Below are 23,918 nucleotides of genomic sequence, written 5' to 3'. Positions count from 1 at the left end.
GGCGGAATATAAAAAAGCCTGCAATTGCTAACAATTGCAGGCTTTTGTGAAATTTTACTGATATTAACCTAAGCGCTCGGTTAGGTAAGCATCGTAATCAGGAATTTCAATTTCCACTTCTTCCGCCAGCTTTGGCGAAGAAATCATGAAGTTCGCGCTAGCACGGTTGGTGGCAACTGGAATATTCCATACTGCAGAAATACGAAGCAGTGCTTTTACATCAGGATCATGCGGTACGGCATTGAGTGGATCCCAGAAGAAAATCATCATATCGACTTTACCTTCTGAAATTAGCGCACCTAATTGCTGATCGCCACCCATCGGGCCGCTTAGCAGGCAGTTCACCTCAAGGCCAGATTCACGCGCAATCATGTGACCCGTTGTGCCCGTTGCATATAGCGTGTGGTTGGCTAGCTTTTCTTTGTGCTCGATAACCCAGCGTAGTAGGTGATCCTTGCAATTGTCATGAGCAACAAGAGCGATGTGTTTGTTAGTTTCCATTGTACGGGTTGTTACGTGCATCTATGACTCCACAAAGATACGAAATGACCAACTGAATATACGGCGAGGTATAGGGCAACTTCAAGCCATTTACCAAACCTTAATTATGAATCTGTATATAACTACCAGAGCCTAGCAATGATGTACATCCTAATTGTTTGAAATCAAAGGTAGCTATCACTTTTTATGTGTTTGCTAAGAGCGCAGTTGAATAATTGGCCCCAGCAACGCCGCCAACATTACGGTGTTACGCCAAATACCGGGCGAAACTCTGCTGATGATAACGATTCGGCAATGGCCTCTTCTGGCAACCAGCCTGGGGTTAAGCCCTCGACCTTGGGTGATAAGTCGCGCTGCAGCGGTTTGCCTTCGAGGTACCTGACTGCTTGATCGACCGAAAGCATGGCTTGCTGCGCCATTTTATCGGTGGGGGAAAAGAGTATTTTGTTACGAAGCAAGCCTCGGTATACGCCATGACTCAGGTAGGTCGATAAGATGTCGACATCATCCGTCATGTTGTTGGCTCTGAGTTCACTGATGCACACTTCCGCCGCGACGGCACTACCAACGATATAGTCGACTTGGCGACCGTTGGCGAAAAGTTGTTGTAGCAAGTTGCGTTGCAGCTCCTTGCTGTTGTCTGCCCATAGGGTGTCGATGACCTCAATATTTTTATTCGCTACCGCGTCGAGAAAGCCTTGTACCATAGGTTTGGTGCCGCCACGCTGTCGGGGGCCAGGCAATAGGGCAACGTTTACGGTATCGCCGTTGTCTTGCTCAAGGTTTGCCAAGTGCTCGCCGGTAATGTAGCCCATTTGATACCAGTCGATACCAACCCGGGCAACAATGTTCTTTTTGCTGTCGTCGCTGCGCATTTCCAACTTGTTTACCGTCGCGAAGACCGGAATATCGCCGGTTAGCTCGGTCAGCTGGCCGTCATGGGCTTGGCTGTCGACGGTGCCCAGGATAATGGCATCGGCTCCCCATTGCTTACAGTCCAGCAGCTGGCTGCGTTGTTTATCGAGGTTTGGATAACCGCCGGCTTCCAGTACCTTTAACTGAACACCCAGCGCTTTGGCATGGTTGACCATGCCGTAGTTGACCGAAAGCCAATAAGAGTCTTTCAGGTGGGGGTAAACCGCACAGAGCTTCCATGCCTTAGAGGCGCTGGTTAGTGGTTGGTAATCTATTGCGGTTGCTTGCTTGTTGCTTGCAAACGGAGGTGAAAAGGTGATCACTTCCACCGCTTGTGCCGAATGGGCGACACCCATTAGCATCAATAGAGAAATTAACCATTTTTTTGTCATTGCGCTTTACCAAATTCATGAGTTTTCTCGCATCAACGGGCATGACGTTGATGGAAAGGGTATAATACCACTATTACTATTTTGGCTGGCAAAATAGTGATGCTTTCGCTGTTTATTCTTTTTCTTCGTGGTTTTTAGTATGACATTTACTCCAAGTGGTATTGGGCAAAAGTTATTAATTGCCTTTTCCATGATGGCCGGATTAATGATTATTGCGGTTGTGATTGGTGTTGCTGGTTTTTCGCTTGTTGCTAAAACAGAGCGCACCGTTATCAATTCGGCAGTCCCTGCGTTGGCAGAAGCGCGTCAGCTTTCCGATTTTAGTACCCGAATTATTTTCACCGCTCAGGTGCTGGCGAAATCCAAAAACGAAATAGAGCGCGAGCAGCAAGGGAAGTCCCTCACCATCCATATCGAGGCACTTAAGCAAAGCCTCCAATCGCTTGAGCAGTATTCGTTCGAGCCAGCGATCATGGCGCAACTTGAAACCGACGTTGAGAATATCGTTAATAACCTTGCGATGTTGGGTGTACTGGTTGGCCGCAAGTTGACCCTGACCGATCAAGTGCATGCCATCAATGATGAGATGACAGCTGCCGCAGAGCAGATTGAGACCCTGTCCCAGTCGCAAGTTTCGAATGCGAATACCATTGCGGTCGCCAATGTGTCCCGCATTTATGATTTGGTTGAACAAGGCAATAAGTCTGCGGTTTATAACGCGTTAGATAGCTTGGTTGAAGTCGATATGGACTTGGCCGAGCGCTTGTTCGAGTTGCGCTTCTTGTCATTGCAAGTGATCAACATGCTTGATGACATGAACCAAGTGGACACCATTAATCGTCTAGAAGCCCTGCAAGCGCGCTTTAGTTACTCGGTTGCTGTCATTAATCACCGGGTGAAATCGGTGGAAGACCCGAGTCGCTCGGAGCAGCTGCTGGCTCAAACCGAGATCTTACGCCGTGATAGCCAGTTCTTTAATACTTATGAAGAGCTGATCCATGCCAGCCGTGCGGTAGAGCGAATGGAGCAGCAAAACTTGGCACTGTTCCAACAGTTGAACCAAACCGTTGATGACATCATTGAAGCTGCGAATACGGGCACTCAGCAGGCAATCACCAAGGTTGATGAAACCCTGAATATCGCCCGAAACAGCCTGATAGCTATTTCGGCACTGGGTATGCTGGTGCTGGTGTTGATCATGTGGCGTTATGTTTATGCTCGGGTGATCCGCCGGATCAATGATTACAGCCAGGCATTGTTGTCACTCTCTCGGGGGGATTTAGAAATTCGCCTGACGGTCCATGGTGATGATGAGTTGGCGCAAATGGGGCGGGCGATCATGGTCGCACGCGATACGGCCTACGAGCGTCATCGCTTGGCACAAGTGGAGTCAAAAATTCGCTATGAGCTCCAACAGCATAAAAGCAGCCTTGAACACTTGGTTGCCGAGCGAACCTGCCAGCTTGAAAATGCCAATAGCAAACTGAATCAAGAGGTCATTAATCACGCCCAGGCCAGAGCAGAAGCTGAAAAGGCGAACCGGGCGAAGTCGGCTTTCTTAGCCACCATGAGCCATGAAATCCGTACCCCTATGAATGGGGTGCTGGGCACCGCCTCTTTGCTTGCCGATACGGGGTTGAATGATCAGCAGGCGAGATACCTTGAGGTGATCAACCGTAGCGGTGAAACCTTGTTGGATATTCTCAATGATGTGCTCGATTACTCCAAGATTGAAGCGGGCCATTTGGATATTCGTCCAAGTAACTTTTCGTTGCCGGTATTGATCAATGATATTCACAATATGCTGGAAAGCCGTGCCTTGGCAAAACACATCCAGTTGAACATCGAGATTGAAGCAGATGTTAACGAGTACTGGATTGGCGATGCCACCCGTATTCGTCAGGTATTGGTGAACTTGGTCGGTAATGCTATTAAATTCACCGAGAAAGGCCGTGTGTCGGTGCACGTGAGTACGTCTGCCCTGGTTGAAGGGCGACTGCATTTTGAAGTGGAAGACTCGGGCATTGGTATTCCGCTCGATGAGCAACAGAGTATGTTCAATGCCTTTGCCCAATCGAGCGATGGTCGACAAGCCGCCGGTGGTACTGGGCTGGGCTTGGCAATCAGTAAGCGCATAGTGGAAGCGATGGGTGGTGAAATTGGCCTGTCCTCAACCCCGAATGTCGGCAGTTGCTTCTGGTTTACCCTGACCTTGGCGCCGGGCGAAGCCGTGGTAGCGGAAAAAGTAGCGCCATTATCTTCAACGGTTCCGTCGGCACGTATTCTGCTGGTGGAAGATAACCCGGTAAATAGCTTAGTGGCGGAAGGCTTCTTGAACCGACTTGGCCACCGTGTTGTGGTGGCCGAGGATGGCAAACAAGCAGAGCATGTCTACCGCGAGCAAGCATTTGATGCCGCGTTGCTGGATATTAACTTGCCCGATACGGATGGTGTCGCCTTGCTGGGGCGCTTGAGGGACATTGAGAAAAATTCGCCGGTGCATGCCGATCATGAACCGACACCGATGGTTGCCTTCTCGGCGCATGTATTCAGTGAAGAAGTTGAATTGTACCTGGCGACAGGGTTTGCCGGCTTCTTGCCGAAGCCTTTGGTCGAAAAGCAACTTATTGAAGTGATTGGCAGTGTATTGGCTGGGAAAGACAGGGTCGTAGTGGGTGATGATACCCTCGAGCAGTCACTAGCAAACGCGGCAACCGAACCTTCTTTAACTGAAGATAAACAAAATCAGGAACAGACGATGGAAATGAATGAGGCAGTGCCGGTGCTGGATCAAAAGGTACTGGGGAGCGATATGCAGGTACTGGGTGAAGCTATGGTCAGCAAGATGATTGACTTGTTCATTAGTTCATCAACAGAAACACTTGCGAAGTTGCAGGCAGCCATTGCAGAGAGCCGCCTGGCTGACGTTGCCAATTATGCCCACACCCTAAAAGGTGCGGCTGGCACGATGGGGCTAAGTAAATTACACCAAATTTGTTTGGCTTTTGAGAAATCAGCAAAAGAAGGTTCGGTGGCACACCTTTCAAGCGATGAACTTGAGCAGGTGTTCGCTGCCTCGAAGCAAGCATTGTTATCAAGCTTCAAGGCAAGCGAGTAAACCGTTGGCCTAGTGTTGAGTGGTAAGTGCCGAATCAGTTTGTTGATGGCTCTGGTCAAGGTTAGGCTCTTGGTTAGGTTTAGGCTTTTGGTTAGGGTTACAGCTAAGCGGTAACTTTTTGCTCATCGCTATCATGCCGATACTGGCGAACAGGACGATAACACCAACGATGACAAAGCCGTATTCGATGGCATCAAAGTGAGCCAAAAAGGCAATCAATACATAGCTTAAGCTTTGGACAAGGGTAGCAAACATGCCCAATCCACCATCGACACGGCCACGCTGGGCCATATCAACGGTATGGTGCATCCAGTTGGTGCGGGCAATACGGTTTAGTGCGTTGAAGAAGCCAAAGCTTAGCGTAAGTAGCACGATATACAGCGGTTGAACAACGCCGCTCATGGCCAAGAGGATAAATGCCAGCACCAGCATTGAATATTGCATGATATTCTCATGGCTTATTCGGCCAATAATGCGTGAAATAAGCAATCCAGTAACCAAAGAGCCCAAGCCAAAGGCCATGTTATACAGCGCCACCCAACTGCCAGAGACATCCAGCTCGGCAAACCAAATCGGTATCAACTTACCAAGATAGGTGAGGATCGGATACGACAGGCATGAGATCAGTAGGAAGCCATAAAAGACAGGTTCTGCGGTGAAAATGGCCTTACTTTCTTTGATCTGCGAGAAAAACGATACCTTGCTACTCGGCTTCACCTGTCGGTTGTAAGGCGTAAGCCCGTAGCTTAGCGCCGCGAGTCCCGAGGCCAGAGCGGCAAATGCAGCGAACTCCAATATTCCCCATTGCTCAAGCAAAATGATACCGACAGCCCCCGCTCCCAAGGTGGTGGTTTGCATCACGACTTCTTGGTAGCCCGAGATCTTGGCGTATTCATGGGAGCGGTAGTTTTCTTGGGTAAAGGCATTATTGGTATTCCATGCAATGTTGCTTGATACCCAAAATACCAATTGGGAAAAGGCAAGCACCCAGTGCGATCCCACTCCCAGTAGGTAAATGATGCCGACAACGGCGGCGGTGCTCGATTGAAGGACCTGAACCCAAACCAAGATGGCTTTTCTCGAGTGCCTATCAATCAGTGTCGAGAAGAAAGGGGTACAGAGAAATGAGTTACTCGTACATGCCAAGGCCGTTAGCGCAACAAAGGTGCCCATATCGGGCGTTTTCAGCATCAACCATGGCAGCGCCATCATGAATAAGCCGGAGCTGATGCCATCGAAAAATCGTCCAGATAAGTAAGGTGTGGTTTTGTTTCTCATTTTATTTCCGTGTAAATAGCCAACTTTCGCTACAGCTTAGTAGTTAAAGTTAACTTTAAGTCAAGGTTTGATTTGATGTCAGTTTGCTAATTCACGGGATGGTCTATGTATACCCTTATTTGCTTCAGTCCGAGCTTGGAAGTAATTGGTTGTTGTCATCCACGACTTGCCTAAACACACTAATGAACTCTTTTGCGGCAATAGAGAGTTCTTTCTTGGTCGGTATGATCAGACCAATATCTCTATAAAGTGATTCGGTGATTGGGATGATACGGACATCATTGCGTTTAAACATGATTTTTAACGACGATGGAAGCACACTGACACCGATACCGCATGCAACCATGCCTAAGATGGTTGATTGGTAAGTCGCGGTCTGTACTGGTCTTAAGGGGGTGTTGGTGAGTGCGAAACCTTTTTCCATCAGATGGCGCATACTCATGCCACCTTTCATTGCAATGAACGGATATTGGACAATTTGCTGCCAACTAACCTCTGCCTGCTCAGCTAACGGATGCTCTGGGGAGCAAACAAAGTGTAGGTAATCTTTGTAGATAGGAATAAATTCAACATCTTGTTGGTTAGATGGTGGTGCACCAATACCGAAGTCGAGATCACCATTGAGTACTTGCTGGTAAATGGGCTCGTCACTTTCCTCAATGTACTCCAAGACTATTTTGGGATTACGCCGCTGGAATTCAAACATTGCAACAGGAACTAGACTAGCACCTACAGTCAGCAAGGCCGCAAAAGTTACTTTTCCCATTGTGCCTGCCGCGAACTCATGCATGTCGCTAACACCACCTGTTAAACGGTTTAGTACTTTCTCTGCGGTTGGCAAAAATACTCGTCCGGCATCGCTTAATACGACTCTACGGGTTGTTCGCTCGAATAATTCAACGCGAAGCATGGCTTCAAGCTGCCGAATCTGATTACTGAGTGATGGTTGTGTTAGGTGAAGTTGTTCTGCTGCTTCGGTAAAGCTTTCATGGTGAGCAACGGCTAGAAATGCTTGTAGCTGCCTTGAGCTTATATTCATAAAATTTCCTTATAAATGCATAGCTAATTCCAATTTATCTTATCAATAAACCTATTTACTATCTAGAAAGTGATTAAACCAGCGGAGAGGTTTTGATGTTAAAGCAAGTAATGGATTTATTTGAGTTATTAGATTCACCAAATGCATCGGGTAGAATCGCACAAGACTATTTATGTACTCTTGGCGCTAACAGCGATCAAATAGAAATTAATCAACTAACATCCGAAAAAGGCAAAACAGACTTTATTAAAGTCGTTATTCCTGGTTCTGAAGGTAAACTTTTGGGTGGGTCAGCACCAACATTAGGTATTATTGGTCGCTTGGGCGGAATAGGTGCACGGCCAGATATTACGAGCTTTGTTTCAGATGGTGATGGTGCACTAGCGGCGTTATCTGCTGCAGCCAAAATAATAAAAATGGCAAATAATGGTGATAATTTAAAAGGGGATGTTATTGTTACAACCCATATTTGTCCTGATGCCCCAACACGTGAACATTATCCAGTGCCATTTATGGATTCACCGATCACTTTCGAAGACACATGGGCATATGAAATTGATCCAAGAATGGATGCCATTATTTCTATCGATACCACAAAAGGTAACCGTATAATGAATTACCGTGGCATTGCGATTTCCCCAACAGTATGCCAGGGCTATATTTTAAAAGTAAGTGATAGCGTTGTTAATGTGGTTGAGCGAACCACTGGTGAAAGAGCAAATGTATTTCCCCTAAGTGTTCAAGATATTACGCCTTACGGTAACGATCTATACCATATCAACAGCATTTTACAGCCAGCGGTTGCTTCTGATGCCCCTGTTATTGGCGTCGCACTATCAACTGCAGTCCCTGTAGCAGGGTGTGCAACTGGTGCTAGCCATGAAGTGGATATTGAACAGGCTGCTCGATTCTCGATAGAAGTCGCGAGGGACTTCGGCCAAGGCATTTGTACCTTTGTTGATATGAAAGAGTTTGAGCTGATGCAAAGCCTTTATGGCAGTCAAAAGCACTTCCAAACCCGCGGTAATGCCAATGGCTAAATCGCCATTACTTGGGATAGTGACGATTGGTCAGTCGCCCCGTTCTGATATACATGCAGATATGAAAGCCTTGTTAGGCGAGAATCTACGTTGGGTTGAAGAAGGGGCGCTTGATGGGTTAACCCGAGGAGATATTGAGAAGAAATACCCGATTGCGGGAAAGCATGATTTGCTTGTATCGCGGATGGCAAATGGTGAGCAGGTCTGTATTTCTGAGTCAGACTTAGAGCCGCGACTATTTGATGCAGTAGCACGGATAAAGGACTATAAACCTGACGTTGTTATTATTTTATGTACTGGGGATTTACCACCAATAACAATGGATAGGTGTGTTGTATTATCACCCCAACATATTATTAAGCACTTTGTTGCAGGCTTGGGCATTACATCACTTATTGTGATGTCCCCTGAACAGGCACAGGTTGATAATGCTAAAAAACGTTGGGAAGAAGCAGGGTTTCATACAGGTAGCGTATTTGGCTCTCCTTATCAGGCAGAAGCGCAGTTATATCAAGCGGCAGTAAAGGCGAAAGAACTCTCTGGAAACCTTATTATTCTTGATTGTATGGGATATAAGATTGAGCATAGAGAAAAAATTGAAAAATGGTCAGGGAAGCGCACCATTACCCCACGTGAAATTATTTTTAATACGGTGAGAACGCTTTTTGGACCTTAATGGATAGAAATAATAGTAAGGATTGCTATGAACACGAAAGTTTATCCATCCGGTGACGTCTCTACTTCACCGGATACACATCCGAAGTTCTTTGTAACTTCGCAACTGTTATTTAATGTATTGATTGCTTCATTGGGGGCAATTATTGGCTTGGAATTGATAACCCGAGTAGGAATAACGCCAAATACCTCAATTATTGGTGCTTTGGTGGCAATTATCATTTCCTATATTCCTATTAAAATTTTTAATAGGTTTAAGCGTTTAGAAAACCAAACTTTAGTCCAAACTTCTATTTCTGGCGCGACATTTTCGGCCGCGAATGGCTTGCTATTGCCTATCGCCATCCCTTTTCTAATGGGGCAGCAAGATATGTTGATCCCTATGTTGATAGGGGCATCCTTGGCTGTAATTACTGACGCGTCAATTCTCTATTTCTCGTTCGACTCGAAACTATTCAGCGCGAAAGGTGCGTGGCCACCGGGTTTTGCGACGGCTGAAGCTTTGAAAGCAGCGGCGAATAAGGGTAAAAGCGCGGTGTTACTTGGTGTGGGTATGGTTGGCGGTGCACTTGGTAAAAGCGTCGGTATCCCAACAGAAATGCTGGGTATTGCCTGGATTTCAAATGTATTTGCGTTGAGTGCGCTAGGTATAGGGCTATTGCTGAGAGGCTATTCAACCGAGTTATTTGGTGTTGATATTAATGCCCACTATATTCCTCACGGTATCATGATTGGTGCGGGTATGGTCGCGTTGTTCCAAATACTGAAGTTGATCCGCCGTGATGACTCCGAGAGTGGTGATGAGAGCAATAGCCAGCGTCCAACACGTTCTGCGCTACAGATGAAGCTTGCTATGTGTAGCGGTTTTAGTGTGTATCTGACTATTGCATTAATGCTTGCCATCGGTACTGGTATTTATACCGATATGAGCTTCGGCATGATGATTGGTTGGCTGATTTTTGCCGCTGTGGCTGCCTTGGCATCTGAAATGATTGTCGGTATTGCGGCGATGCACTCTGGGTGGTTCCCTTCATTTGCTACCGGTCTAATTTTCCTTGTACTGGGTATGCTGATTGGCTTTCCAACTGAAGCGCTGGGTGTACTTGTGGCATTTACAGTTGCCACAGGACCTGCATTTGCTGATATGGCTTATGATCTAAAAGCGGGCTGGGTTATCCGTAAAGAAGGAAAGGATCAAGAGTTTGAGCTAGCAGGGAGAAAACAGCAATATTTCGCAGAATTGTTTAGTTTTGGCATTGCGATTCTAATTGTGGCCTTTGTTCACCAGTTTTACTTTGCTCAGGATTTGGTGCCACCTGTCGCTCGGGTTTATGTGGCAACAATTGAAGCGGGCGCAGACAGTGGCATTGCGAAGATGTTGGCACTATGGGCTATTGTTGGTGCGGCAATTCAGTACATCGGTGGGATCTCTCGTCAAATTGGCGTTCTACTCGCAACCGGATTACTGATTATGTCCCCAAAAGCGGGGATCATGATTTTTGTTGGTTTGGCGATCCGTTTTATTGTCGTTAAGTACTTCGGTGAGAAAGGTAAGAAGCAGTTGTATGTATTGGGGGCAGGTGCAATATCGGGCTCCGCATTGTATAGCTTCTTCACCTCAACATTGAAACTGGGTTCGAAGTAGTATCAACTGATTAAAACCCTTTCAACCCAATACTCACTGCTAAGTAGTGAGTGTTGGGCTTGATAGCTTGATTATTTCTTTCAGCTAAACTCAAGACTATGACGTTGGGTGGCGGCTAAAGGCTATGAGAAAGGTGATATTCGGCTTACTTGTTCTGGCTCTTATCTTTTTTATCGCGCAGCAACTGGGCTTTGAAGACCCGGTTGCATCAAGGCAGGTCAAAGCAGTTGCTGAGCCTCAGCCTAACTATCTACTGGATGTAAAACAGCACATCAGCCAAACCCCAAGGCCAAAAGAGACGTTCCCTTTTCCCATTCAAGTCGGGGAAGTTGGGCCGACCCAATCCCTTTACTCAGGTAAAAACCTGTATCCCTTTTACTGTATGACTGTCGATTCCAAGCTTGGCCAGCCGCTGGTGGACAACCAAGATGGTTTCGGTGTGCCCGTTTACGATACCGATGAGTTTGAAGAGTTTGACAGAGAACAGCTGGCAGAGCACCTGGTTGGCTACTCAAAGGATTGTTCTTTGCCTACACGGCTTGCTTATGTCGTGGTGGATCGGAATAAAACATTGCACCTTAGAACCGCCCAAGAACTAGCGCTAAATCCGCCAGCTGCCGGAGAGCTGTTGCTGAGAATAGAGCAGGGCACCATTAATCGGTATATCTATACCATTGCCATGCCAATTGGGATTGATGAGGTTGGGAGCCAAACGAGCAGCAACAGCTGGAACCAACGCTTGATATACCGCTTTGAAGGCGGCTCGGGTATCGGTTTTCGTCAAGGCCGATTGAAGCTGTTCCGGTTGATAAACAAAGAGCTGGACCAATTGGAAAAGGGCTACGCTGTTATCACATCGAGTGGGAATAAAACCAGTTATGGCTACAACATGCTGCTGGCGGAAGATACTGCGCGGCGGGTAAAAACGCAATTTGTCAGTTTGTTTGGTGAGCCTTTGTATACCATCGGGATTGGGGCCTCTGGCGGTGGGCTGGCACAGTACCTCATTGGGCAAAATAGCCAAGGCATACTGGATGCGCTGATGCCACTTTATTCCTACCCCGATATGATCAGTGTCAGCACCTATGCCCTTGATTGTGACTTGCTAAATAACTATTTCAGCTTCCGCGCTGATAAAGAGCAATGGCAAGATTGGAATAAGCGCCAAGCGGTAGAAGGGCTAAGAGCAATTAATGGGGCAGAGCAAAAGTTTGGTTGGTTGCAGCCATTGAACCAGTTGCTCCAAGGCCAGTTCCCTGATTTTCCAAGTGGTAACAACGAATGTATTAATGGCTATTTTGGCCTGAGTAGTTATATCTATAACCCGAAACAAGGGTTTATCAAACCTTTCTATCATGATTCCGTGGTTGAGCAGGTTAACTGGCATTACTGGCAGGAAATGGCGCAAGTCTTTGGTGTCGACAAGCAAGGCTTTGCCAATTCCACCTGGGATAACGTCGGGGTCCAATACGGTCTTGAAGCCTTGCTTGCAGGGCAAATTTTATTTGATGAGTTCATTGATTTAAACCGTCAAATCGGGGCCTGGAAGCCGTTCAACAAAATGCAGCCTGAACAAAAGCTCAGCTTGGCGGCGGGCTTGCCGCCGGTTTGGTTATCCTTGTGGGGCAACCACAATATTACGAATGTGACAGACAATCCCGCTAGCCGCTTTTCGGCAGATCTTACCGGTATTGAAAGGGCGTATCGGTACGGTCAGATCTTTATTGGCCAACTTACGCTACCAACGATTGATATTCGCCATTACCTTGAAGACGAACTGAACATGCATCATTCCATTGCATCGTTTATTACGCGCCTGAGGATGTTGGAATCCCAGCATGAAGCGGGCAACCATGTGGTATGGGTGTCCGATAAAAACTATACCCCGATAGCGCTTGGTTATGAGGTTATGGATAAGTGGATGCTGGCTATCAAAAATCAACCCAGCCACCTTTCATATCAGCAAAAGGTCCTCAACGCGAAGCCAAAGATGGCAACCGATACCTGTTTTGATGCCCAAGGTGAGGTTATGGCAGCAGGCCAGGGTGTCTTTGATGGCGAATGGAATAGGCAGCCGGATGGCGAGTGCATGCAGCAATACCCAACCTACAGTAATAGTCGAATAAAAGCAGGTGGCCCTTGGCAGGGGAGCATCTTCAAATGCCATACCATCTCGGTAGAAAGCGCGATAGAAAAGGGGATTTATGGCAATGTTGATTTGACAGGGAAGGTGGCGTTGTTAAAGCAGACGTTTCCCGACGGCGTTTGTGATTATTCGCTTGGCGATATGGGTAGGCCCTTGTCGTTGAGGTGATGGCGAGTTTTTCCTCGACATTTTTTCAGGTTTTAGCAACAATCTCGCGGCCTGATATTTCTTAATGTTCGATTGCCATGAGCCACACATCTACTGAGTTTAACCAAGGGTCTGTTAGCCAGACTTTTCATCGTTATTTAATCCCTGCGGTTGCGGGAATGCTGATCAAATGCGCCTTTATATTTATTGATACCTTGTTTATAGGGCGATTGGTTGGTGCCGATGGGTTAGGGGCGGTATCTCTGGTTATCCCATACTTTTCGGTATTTACAGCCATTGCCATGATGCTTGGGATAGGCGGTGCTACTTGGATGTCGATAGAGTTTGGCAAGGGAAACCACGATAAAGGACAAGCGATTTTTTCTCAGACCCTGTTTTTTTCTGTTGGGGTGTTCACCTTGCTGGTGGCACTCAGCTGGCTGACGCTCGATAGCGTACTGCATGCTTTCGGTGCCGAGGGGGCAATATTTACCCTGAGCCGAGAATACCTGATTTACCTGCTGCCATTCTTACTCAACTACAGTATTAATTGGGTGGTATCGAGCTTTATCCGTAATGACGGTAATCCCAAATTGGCGATGGTGGCAATGGTTGCTGGTGCCTTAGTGAATATCGTGTTGGATGTCGTGTTTATTTGGTGGATGGACATGGGAATGGGCGGTGCTGCCTTGGCAACCGGGTTGGCGCAATGGGTGATGACGGCGATATTGCTAACGCATTTTAAGTCTAAAACTGCCCAGCTATCCTTGCGTTTTAGTCGATGTAGGCGCGATGTGATTCAGCGTGTGTCTTCCATTGGCGCACCTAACTTCTTTATCGAGTTGGCACTCACCATCACTATTGTGGTGTTTAACTTTGTATTGCTCAACCAATACAGTGAAGCTCACCTTATTGCTTACAGCCTAACGATCAACTTAGGCGTGTTTGTGCTTTTCATCCTGCTGGGGATCTCTCAGGCTTGCCAACCGATAATCAGCTATAACTTTGGGGCTGGTAACTACCTTTGGGTGAAGCAAAGCTTCTCATTAGGGCTTAAATATGGGGTTTGTATTGGGCTGTCCGTCGGCGTGCTGGTTTCCATTTTTGCTAGCGAAATTGTCCAGTGGTTCATCACAGACGATCCTGCTCAAATCGCTATGTCAGTGGAGGCGGTTCGCTGGTACTTCCTGTCTGCGCCGTTTATGGCGGCCAATATTATTATCTCAACCTATTTTCAGGCCCTCGCTCAGCCGTCTAAATCTTCGGTGCTTTCTTTGCTCCGTGGGCTGATATTTGTGTTGGTTGGATTATTTATGTTGCCACCGTTGCTGGGGGATAAGTTCGTTTGGTCGGCATTCGTGTTTGCAGAAGTAATGACCATTGGCTTTAGCCTGTACTTTGTTACGCGAAACCCATTGCCAGAAAAGAGCCCGACGAACGATTTGCACGAAGTCGCTGAAATTAAAGGTTAATGAGTCTTTGCATTTGCATGATGGGGCATTGGTAGTGCCCCACATATCTTAACGAAAGTTGTTACTCAACTAAGCACGCTAGTAAATTATCTTCTAACGTTTCACTCAGCTCTGTTGCAATTATCTCAATGCGACTTTCGGCACAATCGTCGAGCTCAAATTCAGTCATGCCATCATTGGTAAGGTTGTAGCCAAATACCCCTGACTCAGTAATAAATACGGCTTTTAACCTTTCTGTTTGGATGCCAGTAAGAATGCCAAGCAATTTATTATGGTCGAAAACTTTATCCGGGGAGAACCGCCATCCAGCACTTTTAAAGCCTTCCCCTTCGTTTTGGGCCTTGAGAAAACCACTCTCGGGTATCGGAGCATCTGAAGCCATGACTTTGTCTTTCTTGGCATGGTGGTGATGATGATGCGCGGTCTCCAACTTCCATGAGGTTGGGCCGCTCAGCACTGAGAGGTCAAATTGACCTTGCTGGGTTAAAATGATTTCGGTGTCCGGTTTGGCATGTTGCTTGATGTAACTAGACAGTTGGAACTTGTCATACTCATCATATAAATCGACTTTGTTACCAATGATGGTGTCAGCAATGGTAATTTGCTGATTAAACGTATCATGATTGGTGTACTGCGGATCAGAGAGCTTTCTGGCGTCGACGAGCGTTAAGGTTTTTTGCAGTGACAAAATTTCTTGGTAATAGTCAGCTGAGAGTATCTGTAACACCTCTTTAGGGTGTCCAAGGCCTGTTGGCTCAATGAGTAAGCGGTCGGGTTTGGCTTGGCTGAGTAACTGGTTTAATGCTATTTGCATCGGTAAGCCAGCTGCGCAGCACATACAGCCGCCAGGGACTTCACGAATAAATACGCCGTTATTTTCGGTATGCTGGCCTTCAAATAAACTTCCATCGACACCAATTTCGCCAAATTCGTTGACTAAAACAGCCCAGCGCTCGTTGTCTGGCTTGCTCTTTAGCAAGTGGAGTATGGCAGAAGTTTTACCTACTCCTAGAAATCCAGTGATGATATTGGTGGGTACGGCCTGGATAGCTGTATTGTTCATAGTTCACCTCTCGTGTCCTTTACGAGTTATATTCTTGTTCTTCGGCTGTGCACTCTTTACAAATGCAATTCATCTCTATTTGTGGACTCATGATTTGAAATCCAACTTGTTTGGCACTTTCTTGCAGTTCTCCAATTGCAGATTTACTCACATTGATTTCTTTAACTTTATTACAGCAATTACAGATAAGAAATTGAGGGGTACCGTGCTCATGGGAACAGGTGATGTGCGAACAAGCCACATACTTGTTACTGATGTTAAGCTTATGAACTAACTGCTCTGATTCCAGAAATTCCAGAATTCGATATACCGATGTCGCAGGAATCGTTGTTCCAAATTCTTGCTTGCAGATATCAATTAACTCATAGGCAGAAAGTGCCTTCTGAGAGTGGATAAGACCAGAAAGTACAGTCTTCCTCTTGGTGGTTAATCGTGTCCCGCGGTCGCGGCATAGCTCCTCAGCATGACAGATTATAGCTTCAAGGTTGTTCATAAGCGTCTAGCTAGTCCATTCTCTTGTGCGGGTTGGATACGTTATAACATATCAATAGTAGGGGTGGAATGAGCTATTAGTCAATGAAATTAAGAGTGAATTATTGTGATGATGAAATACGCGTAAAAGGGAGCTCAACGAGTATAGGGTGATGTTGATGAGCTTGCGACAACTTGGCGTAAATTGCCGAACCGCTGTCGTGTTTTGCTAGTGTCCCTGCTGAGGGGGGTTAAGACGTATTTGTCGGAGATATTAATGAGACTGAATGAGGTCGCTGCCTTAGTGGGGTATGAAGATCAAAACTGCACTCTGTATTAATGGTAGATTGTTTTACTAGTTCTATTCTTACAGGCGCCGACTCAATGGCAGCTTGTATTCTTTCTATTGCCTATTGCCTATTGCCTATTGCCTATTGCCTATTGCCTATTGCCTATTGCCTATTGACGTTGTTTGACGAACTGTCCCGGGGTCATGCCGAAGTGGTTTTTGAAGGCGCGGGTGAAATGGGATTGGTCGTTAAAGCCCAGTTCGTGGGCGGTGAGGGCAATATTAACCGATCCTGACGAGAGCGCTACTTTTGCTTGCTCAAGGCGTTTGTTCATTAAGTATTGGTACGGGGTTACGCCGACTAGCTTCTTAAACTCCCGCAGGAAATAAAACTTACTGCACCCGAGTAAGTCGGCCATATCATCGACAGAAATGGCGCTCCCTATGTTTGCTTCAATGAATTGATCGACACGGTCGACTTGGTGTTGGTCGAACTTGGACGCGGCCAGTTGGCTGTTTTTGAGATCCACGTAGTTCGAATAATTGTGGATGTAGTGCGTGGCAAGCAGGGATATGAGGTTTTTCATATAAGCATTGCCGTTTCTACCCTTGGCTTGCGCTTCGAGCATGAAAAGCCTAATGATGCCATTGATGGTCTCATCCAACACGTTGTAGTTATTCAAAAACTGTAACTGGATGCCTTCTATGCTCAGCGCGCAGTTTTCAAGAAAGACCTGCTTTTCAATGGCAAGAATAACAAAGTAGCAAGGCTCAGAAATATCATGGGTAAAGGGCGTTTCAGGCGGGTTAATCCAAATATTGCCTGGGCTGCTTTTTAAGTCAGAGAAACTGCCGTTGGTTTCGACGCTCCAATTGAGATCTTGGTCTATTGCAACGGCGAAATAGAAGTAGGGGGTAAACACATTGGTTGGGTAGAAGTGCGGCGACATCCCCTTTTCGAGAATGACGCCAGGCCAATTCAACTCATGGTTAGAAAATTCGATGTCGAGTACATCACCGCAATCAGATAGTGCTTTAGATTCAAAATCGTAAAACTTCAGGCTCGATTTCATCCTTTCCTCTTAAGGCGCTCTTTTAGCTCGGTATACGCTATCACAAAACTTAGCCGATGATAGATTATTCCGTCAACTCAAGTATATACCTCACTATGGTCTCGGCTGGCAATAAAGTACAAAACCCCAAGCAGCAATGTTCAATCCTCAAAATCTACGCGTTGCTAATCTGTATTCAACTTAGACGGGTAATTTAGTCGGAACACAATCATAGGATTTGGAGGTCGTCGGTTATGTTGAATAAAGGCTTGAAAAAACTGCTGATGCTAGCGGTAGGTGTGTTGCCATTTGCCGCCCAAGCAAGTGGCGAAACTGCAAATGTTGCCAATGAGGAAATAACTGTGAAGCATATTGAATTGGATACCCAAGTAGGCCAGCTTGCTGCCAATATCTATTTGCCAGAAGGCGTTGAAAAGCCGCCGGTAGTGATAGTGACTGGGGCATGGACAACAGTGAAAGAGCAGATGCCGGCAGTGTATGCGAGGGCATTGGCAGATAAAGGCTATGCTGCGGTGACATTTGATTTTCGTGGCTGGGGTGAGTCGGATGACACCATTAAGTACTTGGAAAACCCAAGTCGTAAAACAGTTGATATTCGTGCAGTGATTGATGCTGTGGCGAAATTGGAGCAGATAGATAGCAGCCGAATCGCCGGTTTGGGGATCTGTGCGTCTGCGGGTTACATGTTGGATGCTGTGGCGGGTAATGAGCAGGTGAAGGCTGCGGCGGCAGTTGCCCCTTGGGTGCATAACAAAGTCATGGCAACCGAAATCTATGGTGGCGAAGAGAGTGCCAATGGACTGCTGGCAGCAGCCGAGCAAGCGGCAAAAGCCTTGGAACCTGTTTATATTGAAGCGGCGAGCAGCACTAACAATCGTGCGCTGATGTTCCAAGTGCCTTACTACACGGAAACAGAACGTGGCTTGATCCCCGAATATGACAATCAATTCAATGTGGCTTCGTGGGATGGATGGTTGAACTACGATGCTCAGCAGAGTGCGAGCAAGCAAGACAAACCTGTACTGATGGTGGCATCGGAGTCGATGGCGTTACCAGCTGGCGCCCATCAATATCTGGATAATGCAGGTAACAATGTCAGTGCCGTGTGGCTAGATGATGTTTCTCAGTTTGATTTTTACGACCAACCAGAGGCGGTATCTCAGGCGGTTGAAGCACTGGTAAAGCATTTTGACGCCAACTTGTAAGGTGACGCGATGAAGTTTAGGTATTGGATTTTAATGGTAGTTGGAGTTTTATCTATGACTGTTAATGCTCAAACACTGACCAGAGACGAAGCGCAGATCCGCAGTGCTTTGAATAGTTTTTCTGCGATGGCCGACCAAGGGGCCTATGAATACTTAGGCCGTTTGTTCTCGCCTGAGCTGACCGTTGACTACACCTCCTTGTTTGGGGGCGAGCCCCAGAAAGTAAGCCGCCAAGATTTGATGAAGCAATGGGCTGGGTTTCTGCCGGGGTTTGACACAACCTACCATGAGTTGAGCAATATGCAGGTGGTGGTTAACGGCAGTAGCGTCAGTGCCAAGGTTGATATTACTGCAAGCCACTGGCTGGGTGACGATGGCTTTTGGGCTGTGACGGGCGAATATGCGTTTTTAATGGCGAAGGTTGAGGGCCATTGGCATATCACGTCCGTGACCTTAAAGGCTAATAGCGAAGATGGCAGCAGAGATATTTTGGCGCAAGCGCCAAGGTTTGCAGAGCAAAAACTGAAAGCGAAAGAAGCCAGAAAAAACAGCTTCGAATAACATGGGGTGTTTGGCGGGTTAAGGAAACCCGCCTAATTTTTCAGAAAAACATGGGCAAGGTGCATCAAGCGGGCCTAATCATCTTTGTTGTCGTTGTTTGCTATGGCGTCTTTCAAGAACTGGATGAATAGCCGTGTTTTTTCAGATAGAAACTTATTGCTTGGATACACGGCATACAAGGCGGTTTTTGGGTGTACTTCGCGCTCTTTGGCAAACTCGATTAGCTCTCCGGTGTTGAGTGCTCGTTGAACCAATAACTTGGGCAGAAGCGCGATACCGGCCCCCGTGATCACTGCTTGCCTAACGGTGAGAGCATCGTTGCATTGGGCGACGGGCGGTTCAAATAGGACATCTTCCCCACCTTTAAAGTGCATTTTGAAATTGTATTGTTGCGGGTGGATTAGCTGTATCTTGCTGTGCTTTTTCAGGCTAGTGATGGTGACATCCTGACATTGAAGCTCATCCGTGTATTGCTCTAGGTAATGGGGAGAACCCACCCAAATTTGTGGCGACTCGATAAGTTTGATAGCGATCAGCTCGGAGTCGGGCAGGGGGCCAATCTGTACCGCAAGGTCAATATTGCCATGATAAAGATCCTGGTGGCTGTGGGCGATTTGCAGATCCAGCTGGATCTCTGGGTATTGGTTTAAGAAATGGACTAGTTCGCTCTGGATAAACTCGACATTGAAGCCTGCAGGCAACGAGACGGTGAGCTTACCGCTGGGGACTTGGGCAAAGCCTGATAGCGTTGCTTGAGTGGCGGCAAGTTGTTCCATCATCAGTTGGCAGTGGTGATAAAACTGCTCACCTTCGGTGGTTAAACGCAGGTTTCTGGAATTTCGTTCAAGCAGACGGATATTCAAATCCGTTTCTAGGCGACTGATGCTGCGACTCACTGTCGATTTGGGCATGGAAAGTTTTTTTTGCTGCTGCGGTAAAGCCACCGCAATCAACCACGGCGACAAAAATAGGCATGTCGTTAATGTTCCATTTCATGAACAATCTGTCTCATTTTTTACTGTTGTTCACATATTGGTACGCAATTATGATTGTTGTCAATATAACAATGAAGAGGGGACGTGATGACGCCACATATTTTTCCTAAAATGCCGGTGGCTTTACTGCTGCTGGTATCCAGCGCACTTACGATCATGGCGGGGACATTGGTCGGCCCATCATTACCGGCACTTAACTTGCAGTTTGATAATCTTGAACTGGTGTCGCTGTTACTGACTCTGCCTTCATTGGCGGTGGTGCTGACGGCGCCGTTTGTTGGCACCTTGACCCATAAGCTGGGCTTGAAACCCTTATTCCTGATTGGCCTACTCGGCTACGGCGTTGCGGGTAGCACCGGACTTTGGTTAGATAGTCTACCTTTGCTGTTGGTTGGCCGGTTCGTGTTGGGGATGTCGATAGCTATCATCATGACGCTGAGCTCAACCTTGGTGTCTAACTTGAGCTCTGGCCGGGGACGAGAAAAGCTGATTGCCTATCAGTCGGTCGCAATGAATATGGGCGGGGTTATTTTTGTCGGCGTTGGTGGTTATCTGGCCGATATGCACTGGCGCTTGCCATTTTCAGTCTACCTTTTGGCGTTGCTGGTGCTAATGGCAGCCGTTGTGGTGATCCCAACCAGCGAGAAGCCAGCCCAAAAAGCGAAGGTTGTGGTGACTAAGCAGCAATGGCTTGAGGTTATGCCAATTTATATGGCAGGCTTCGTGATGATGGTGCTGTTTTATATGATCCCCGTTATGTACCCGTTTGTTGTGACTGAAATGCTGGATGCCCGCCCAACCCAGATTGGTATGTCGTTGGCATTGTTTAGTTTCGTCTCGGGGGCGGCCTCAATGCTCGTTCCTCGCCTTGGACGCCGATTCAACGAATACCAAATCATCGCCATTGCGGCGTTGTCGTTCACAGTCGGCCATGGTTTGATCTCTGTGGCAGCCAGCTGGCTAGGCATGGCTATTGGCGGCTGTATCATTGGGGTAGGTTTTGGCTTGTTGGTACCTGCCTTGAATAAAGGGGTCGCGGCTTGCAGTACGCCAGAGAGCCGACCACAGCTAATGGGAGGGTTTGTGACAGCCTTCTTCCTTGGCCAGTTTACTTCGCCATTGGCTAGCAATTTATTCATCACGTCTGGTGCCCAGTCTGCCTTTATGGTTGGCAGCTTTATCGCATTTACTTTGGCGGTGCTATTACTGGTCTTGCCTCAAGTCGCGAGGTTTATGCGCTACCGTGGCTCGGTGAATGAGTACTAGCAGTGATATTGAATTAACCTTATCTTATACCAACCACCTTTCCTGCGTAATACTTAGGTCAATGGCTTATCCAGATTGGTATTATTGAGTTAAGAGCAAAGGATCTGACGTTAGTTCAGATCCTTATTTGCTTAATGGTAAACACTAAACGTCTGCTGATTTTGATCGAGGTTGACATAAAAACGATGGCGCTTTTTGTCTCCCTTGAAAAGAACTTCAATATCGTAACGGCCACTGTCTAGCATCATGCCATGGCTATACTTGGCTTTAATGTTCATCACCCGAATACGTTGCGCTTGAGGGTGGGTATCAATCAGCAAAGGATACTGTTTGATATGATCCTTCCAGTACACAATTTGCTCGTGGTGGTTGACCCCGTTAGGTAGGTTGATGCGCCTGGAGACCGTTTGGCCTTTCCCCTTTTTCTTCACTTGAGACGCATGGATAAAATAGCTACCAGCAGGAATAGAAAGCTTGTCATAGATGAGTAATGAGGCATTGCTATTGATTGGCCTGATAAATAACTCAGACTCTTCCTTTGCGGTGATAGACAATGTAGGCGAGTTTGAATCGGAAGTAATGATCCTGACCTTGTTGCTGTCAATCTTGTTTTCGAGGTATTTGATGCCTGGGAGCGATGCGAACCAAGAGGCAATTTCGCCAAAGACTGATTCTTTTGCTTTCTCTTTCAATGAGCCAAAAGGGCTGGCATAAACAGCTTGGCAGCTCAGGGCCAGCAACAAGATAAATATTTTATGCATTTTCAGTTGCCTCCAACGCAATATTGAGCACTTCTTCCGCGATGTCTGAAATAGGGATTAAGTCGGCATAGTTTTCGGCTATGTACCTGAGGTTCTCTTGTTGGTCCGTGTTTTGAATGAAGTCTGCAATGTATGAGTCAAAAAGCGCTTTGTTACTTAAGTACAATTCTTTTGATGATGTGTTGAGCAATTCAGATAAGCTTTCATCTTTAAGCGCCGTTTCAAGCTGGTGGGAAAGCTGGCTTAATTGGCTCTCACTTTGCTCAAGTACTTTTGCAGAAGTCTTATCTAGCCTTAGCTCTGTATTATTAATGGTGTTGACATCAATGCCCATTAATTGGGCAAACAAGCTATTTACATTGCTTATCGCATTTGCATCAAAAAAGCCTTTATCGCGGGAATCGAAGCTCTCGATTTCGGGGCCTATGTTGCTCGTTTTATAAATAAACGTATCATCAGGTAATGCGTATTGCTTGCCCTCGAGTATGGTTTTGCCTCTAACGATTAGTTGCCAGCTGAAAAGCATCCCTAGTGTAGTTGATGCGTTAGCGGCACCTGGGTATGCCTTGCCGTCAACGATTAACTCTTTGTAGCCCGCCCCAGCAGAAAATCCAGCGGTTCTTTTCCAATGTTTTGGCTTACACATGATGTGAAAGGGGGAGTAGACAAAACAGTTAAAATCCACACTTAGTACAGCACCTTCGTTTTTATCCTTGATGGATAGCAGTTCTTGGCCGGCAAATTTCCTAACCCCCTCTTGTAGAGCTTCATCTAATGCATTGCGCACCGATTTTTCGGCATACTCTATATTGGGTAGATGGATGAACGTATGTGGTTTTGCATACCCAAGCATGGAGATACCAGTACCAAGCCGATAATAAGGGTACTCATCGAGCAAACGCTTTGAATAGTCCATCAATAGATCCATTTTAGATGCTGTATCAGTTAGCATGTCTGGCAGGATTTTTTCTGGCAGCTCGCTGATGTCTTCTTTGAATTCAAAACCCTTATCTTTGGGTGAGGAGTAAAATTCATCGACATTGAAGAGGTGGTGGTTGTTTCCGTTGTACTTTACATCGAGCTTCAATGATTCACATTTTTCCTTCGCTAATGCTTGAACTATGTTGAGGAATACCGGTTTTAAGCCAGAGTGGGAAAAGGCCGATTGGTAGGTATCAAGCTTTAAGATAGCTCTTTGCTTTATCGATTGGTAAGCATCAACAGCCTGCTGACGTTCTTTGGTGGTATACATGCGACGGATGAAGTTAGCCTCAGACCAGTGAATAAAAAGCTTATAACCGGCGACGGTGTCATTGCTTTTGGCTTCATTCCATTTCTTATCGATGTCTTTGTGTTTCGATAATACCAACACCACGGACAGCAGAGTATAGAGGTAAAACAGAGAATAATAAGGTTCAAAGCCCGTTTGATAAGGGTAGCGCTCGATGAGTTGCGGCAGGTGATCCGCTGGAGGTGGTAGTACTGTTGTATAGTCACCTGTAATCAAAACCGGCTTTGATAATGCTTGAATTGGCAATAAGCGGAACTGCTCCCAGCCAAAAAATAATGCCTGATTGCCTTGAGTGAACAGGCCATGGCTATCACTGTAGATAAGGTACTTCTCTGCACCAAAGGCAAGTACCAAAAGGAATAGAAAAGCATTAAGCAAGCAAAGTAATGTGGCTCTTCGGGTGATTAAACCAAATTGGCTGTCTTTTTTAGTGAATTTTCTGGAAAATAAATAGACTACAGTTAACAATAATATTGTTATTTTTATCATCTTGTTCCCTCAAAATAATAAAATGATATTTTTGAAATTATGCCGTTAATTTTATGGTCAACTTGGTGCTTAAATCAAGAGTGGTA

20 protein-coding genes are annotated in these 23,918 nt (G+C 46.5%); 9 read left to right on the top strand and 11 right to left on the bottom strand.

Annotated elements, in window-relative coordinates:
• Positions 1 to 63: 63 nt before the first annotated feature.
• Together C9I98_RS19690 and torT are read right to left on the bottom strand one after the other, a co-directional pair.
• Complete coding sequence (locus C9I98_RS19690; RefSeq protein ID WP_036816582.1) at positions 64 to 522, bottom strand: methylglyoxal synthase; 459 nt, start codon at positions 520 to 522, stop codon at positions 64 to 66.
• A 218-nt stretch (positions 523 to 740) separates the two neighbouring features.
• Positions 741 to 1,808, bottom strand: a complete 1,068-nt coding sequence (gene torT / locus C9I98_RS19685) for a TMAO reductase system periplasmic protein TorT (protein ID WP_036816584.1) — start codon at positions 1,806 to 1,808, stop codon at positions 741 to 743.
• A gap of 139 nt (positions 1,809 to 1,947) precedes the next feature.
• Here torT and torS point away from each other — a divergent pair, with 139 nt between their 5' ends.
• Positions 1,948 to 4,926 carry a TMAO reductase system sensor histidine kinase/response regulator TorS gene (torS, locus tag C9I98_RS19680; protein WP_036816586.1) on the top strand — a complete coding sequence of 993 codons (2,979 nt, stop codon included), beginning with the start codon at positions 1,948 to 1,950 and terminating at the stop codon, positions 4,924 to 4,926.
• A 9-nt stretch (positions 4,927 to 4,935) separates the two neighbouring features.
• Here torS and C9I98_RS19675 read toward each other — a convergent pair whose 3' ends face one another.
• Together C9I98_RS19675 and C9I98_RS19670 are read right to left on the bottom strand one after the other, a co-directional pair.
• Positions 4,936 to 6,204, bottom strand: a complete 1,269-nt coding sequence (locus C9I98_RS19675; RefSeq protein WP_081878816.1) for an MFS transporter — start codon at positions 6,202 to 6,204, stop codon at positions 4,936 to 4,938.
• Positions 6,205 to 6,328: 124 nt separating this feature from the next.
• Positions 6,329 to 7,243, bottom strand: a complete 915-nt coding sequence (locus C9I98_RS19670) for a LysR family transcriptional regulator (protein ID WP_036828393.1) — start codon at positions 7,241 to 7,243, stop codon at positions 6,329 to 6,331.
• Positions 7,244 to 7,338: 95 nt separating this feature from the next.
• Between C9I98_RS19670 and C9I98_RS19665 the strand changes: the two genes are divergently transcribed.
• From C9I98_RS19665 to C9I98_RS19645, 5 genes are all read left to right on the top strand, one after another.
• Positions 7,339 to 8,283 (top strand): DUF1177 domain-containing protein, encoded by a 945-nt coding sequence (locus C9I98_RS19665; protein WP_211318339.1) that lies wholly within the window; start codon positions 7,339 to 7,341, stop codon positions 8,281 to 8,283.
• Positions 8,276 to 8,959, top strand: a complete 684-nt coding sequence (locus C9I98_RS19660) for an AroM family protein (protein ID WP_036825807.1) — start codon at positions 8,276 to 8,278, stop codon at positions 8,957 to 8,959. Before C9I98_RS19665 ends, C9I98_RS19660 begins: the two co-directional genes overlap by 8 nt.
• A gap of 27 nt (positions 8,960 to 8,986) precedes the next feature.
• Positions 8,987 to 10,603 carry an OPT/YSL family transporter gene (locus C9I98_RS19655; RefSeq protein ID WP_107272388.1) on the top strand — a complete coding sequence of 539 codons (1,617 nt, stop codon included), beginning with the start codon at positions 8,987 to 8,989 and terminating at the stop codon, positions 10,601 to 10,603.
• A 124-nt stretch (positions 10,604 to 10,727) separates the two neighbouring features.
• The gene (locus C9I98_RS19650; RefSeq protein WP_107272387.1) at positions 10,728 to 12,917 is read left to right on the top strand and encodes a DUF6351 family protein; all 2,190 of its coding nucleotides are present in this window, start codon (positions 10,728 to 10,730) and stop codon (positions 12,915 to 12,917) included.
• Between the two features lie 77 nt (positions 12,918 to 12,994).
• On the top strand, positions 12,995 to 14,368 hold the full coding sequence (locus C9I98_RS19645) for an MATE family efflux transporter (protein WP_107272386.1): 1,374 nt from the start codon (positions 12,995 to 12,997) through the stop codon (positions 14,366 to 14,368).
• A 61-nt stretch (positions 14,369 to 14,429) separates the two neighbouring features.
• Here the strand turns inward: C9I98_RS19645 and C9I98_RS19640 are convergent, their stop codons facing one another.
• From C9I98_RS19640 to C9I98_RS19630, 3 genes are all read right to left on the bottom strand, one after another.
• Positions 14,430 to 15,431, bottom strand: a complete 1,002-nt coding sequence (locus tag C9I98_RS19640) for a CobW family GTP-binding protein (protein ID WP_036823515.1) — start codon at positions 15,429 to 15,431, stop codon at positions 14,430 to 14,432.
• A 19-nt stretch (positions 15,432 to 15,450) separates the two neighbouring features.
• On the bottom strand, positions 15,451 to 15,924 hold the full coding sequence (locus tag C9I98_RS19635) for a Fur family transcriptional regulator (RefSeq protein WP_036823512.1): 474 nt from the start codon (positions 15,922 to 15,924) through the stop codon (positions 15,451 to 15,453).
• Between the two features lie 437 nt (positions 15,925 to 16,361).
• Positions 16,362 to 17,264, bottom strand: a complete 903-nt coding sequence (locus C9I98_RS19630) for a helix-turn-helix domain-containing protein (RefSeq protein ID WP_036823509.1) — start codon at positions 17,262 to 17,264, stop codon at positions 16,362 to 16,364.
• A 233-nt stretch (positions 17,265 to 17,497) separates the two neighbouring features.
• Between C9I98_RS19630 and C9I98_RS19625 the strand changes: the two genes are divergently transcribed.
• The gene (locus C9I98_RS19625; RefSeq protein ID WP_081878957.1) at positions 17,498 to 18,469 is read left to right on the top strand and encodes an alpha/beta hydrolase; all 972 of its coding nucleotides are present in this window, start codon (positions 17,498 to 17,500) and stop codon (positions 18,467 to 18,469) included.
• Positions 18,470 to 18,523: 54 nt separating this feature from the next.
• A complete protein-coding gene (locus C9I98_RS19620; RefSeq protein WP_245907199.1) occupies positions 18,524 to 19,030 on the top strand; it encodes a nuclear transport factor 2 family protein in 507 nt (168 codons plus the stop codon).
• A 74-nt stretch (positions 19,031 to 19,104) separates the two neighbouring features.
• On the opposite strand, the gene C9I98_RS19615 is transcribed toward C9I98_RS19620, so the two are convergent.
• Together C9I98_RS19615 and C9I98_RS26680 are read right to left on the bottom strand one after the other, a co-directional pair.
• Positions 19,105 to 19,941, bottom strand: coding sequence for a LysR family transcriptional regulator (locus C9I98_RS19615; protein ID WP_146153894.1), 837 nt, complete (start codon positions 19,939 to 19,941; stop codon positions 19,105 to 19,107).
• Positions 19,874 to 20,026 (bottom strand): helix-turn-helix domain-containing protein, encoded by a 153-nt coding sequence (locus C9I98_RS26680; protein ID WP_170111228.1) that lies wholly within the window; start codon positions 20,024 to 20,026, stop codon positions 19,874 to 19,876. The genes C9I98_RS19615 and C9I98_RS26680 overlap by 68 nt, the downstream gene beginning before the upstream one ends.
• A gap of 86 nt (positions 20,027 to 20,112) precedes the next feature.
• On the opposite strand from C9I98_RS26680, the gene C9I98_RS19610 reads away from it, so the two are divergent.
• Positions 20,113 to 21,291: an MFS transporter gene (locus tag C9I98_RS19610; RefSeq protein WP_036823500.1), complete on the top strand. Its 1,179-nt coding sequence runs from the start codon at positions 20,113 to 20,115 to the stop codon at positions 21,289 to 21,291.
• A gap of 131 nt (positions 21,292 to 21,422) precedes the next feature.
• Here C9I98_RS19610 and C9I98_RS19605 read toward each other — a convergent pair whose 3' ends face one another.
• A complete protein-coding gene (locus C9I98_RS19605; protein ID WP_036823497.1) occupies positions 21,423 to 22,052 on the bottom strand; it encodes a hypothetical protein in 630 nt (209 codons plus the stop codon).
• Positions 22,045 to 23,721, bottom strand: coding sequence for a hypothetical protein (locus tag C9I98_RS19600; RefSeq protein ID WP_107272385.1), 1,677 nt, complete (start codon positions 23,719 to 23,721; stop codon positions 22,045 to 22,047). The genes C9I98_RS19605 and C9I98_RS19600 overlap by 8 nt, the downstream gene beginning before the upstream one ends.
• Positions 23,722 to 23,918 lie beyond the last annotated feature (197 nt).

This window comes from Photobacterium sanctipauli (genome assembly GCF_003026495.1).
Taxonomy (GTDB): domain Bacteria; phylum Pseudomonadota; class Gammaproteobacteria; order Enterobacterales; family Vibrionaceae; genus Photobacterium; species Photobacterium sanctipauli.
This window is presented reverse-complemented; position numbering and strand designations above follow the sequence as displayed.

What these genes read in the sequence shown, in the direction of transcription:
- C9I98_RS19605 (WP_036823497.1), bottom strand. Translation starts at nt 22,052, where the DNA reads ATGCATAAAATATTTATCTTGTTGCTGGCCCTGAGCTGCCAAGCTGTT.
- C9I98_RS19650 (WP_107272387.1), top strand. Translation starts at nt 10,728, where the DNA reads ATGAGAAAGGTGATATTCGGCTTACTTGTTCTGGCTCTTATCTTTTTT.
- C9I98_RS19640 (WP_036823515.1), bottom strand. Translation starts at nt 15,431, where the DNA reads ATGAACAATACAGCTATCCAGGCCGTACCCACCAATATCATCACTGGA.
- C9I98_RS19610 (WP_036823500.1), top strand. Translation starts at nt 20,113, where the DNA reads ATGACGCCACATATTTTTCCTAAAATGCCGGTGGCTTTACTGCTGCTG.
- C9I98_RS19635 (WP_036823512.1), bottom strand. Translation starts at nt 15,924, where the DNA reads ATGAACAACCTTGAAGCTATAATCTGTCATGCTGAGGAGCTATGCCGC.
- C9I98_RS26680 (WP_170111228.1), bottom strand. Translation starts at nt 20,026, where the DNA reads ATGAAATGGAACATTAACGACATGCCTATTTTTGTCGCCGTGGTTGAT.
- C9I98_RS19615 (WP_146153894.1), bottom strand. Translation starts at nt 19,941, where the DNA reads ATGCCCAAATCGACAGTGAGTCGCAGCATCAGTCGCCTAGAAACGGAT.
- C9I98_RS19670 (WP_036828393.1), bottom strand. Translation starts at nt 7,243, where the DNA reads ATGAATATAAGCTCAAGGCAGCTACAAGCATTTCTAGCCGTTGCTCAC.
- C9I98_RS19690 (WP_036816582.1), bottom strand. Translation starts at nt 522, where the DNA reads ATGCACGTAACAACCCGTACAATGGAAACTAACAAACACATCGCTCTT.
- C9I98_RS19675 (WP_081878816.1), bottom strand. Translation starts at nt 6,204, where the DNA reads ATGAGAAACAAAACCACACCTTACTTATCTGGACGATTTTTCGATGGC.
- C9I98_RS19645 (WP_107272386.1), top strand. Translation starts at nt 12,995, where the DNA reads ATGAGCCACACATCTACTGAGTTTAACCAAGGGTCTGTTAGCCAGACT.
- C9I98_RS19660 (WP_036825807.1), top strand. Translation starts at nt 8,276, where the DNA reads ATGGCTAAATCGCCATTACTTGGGATAGTGACGATTGGTCAGTCGCCC.
- C9I98_RS19620 (WP_245907199.1), top strand. Translation starts at nt 18,524, where the DNA reads ATGACTGTTAATGCTCAAACACTGACCAGAGACGAAGCGCAGATCCGC.
- torS (WP_036816586.1), top strand. Translation starts at nt 1,948, where the DNA reads ATGACATTTACTCCAAGTGGTATTGGGCAAAAGTTATTAATTGCCTTT.
- torT (WP_036816584.1), bottom strand. Translation starts at nt 1,808, where the DNA reads ATGACAAAAAAATGGTTAATTTCTCTATTGATGCTAATGGGTGTCGCC.
- C9I98_RS19665 (WP_211318339.1), top strand. Translation starts at nt 7,339, where the DNA reads ATGTTAAAGCAAGTAATGGATTTATTTGAGTTATTAGATTCACCAAAT.
- C9I98_RS19655 (WP_107272388.1), top strand. Translation starts at nt 8,987, where the DNA reads ATGAACACGAAAGTTTATCCATCCGGTGACGTCTCTACTTCACCGGAT.
- C9I98_RS19630 (WP_036823509.1), bottom strand. Translation starts at nt 17,264, where the DNA reads ATGAAATCGAGCCTGAAGTTTTACGATTTTGAATCTAAAGCACTATCT.
- C9I98_RS19625 (WP_081878957.1), top strand. Translation starts at nt 17,498, where the DNA reads ATGTTGAATAAAGGCTTGAAAAAACTGCTGATGCTAGCGGTAGGTGTG.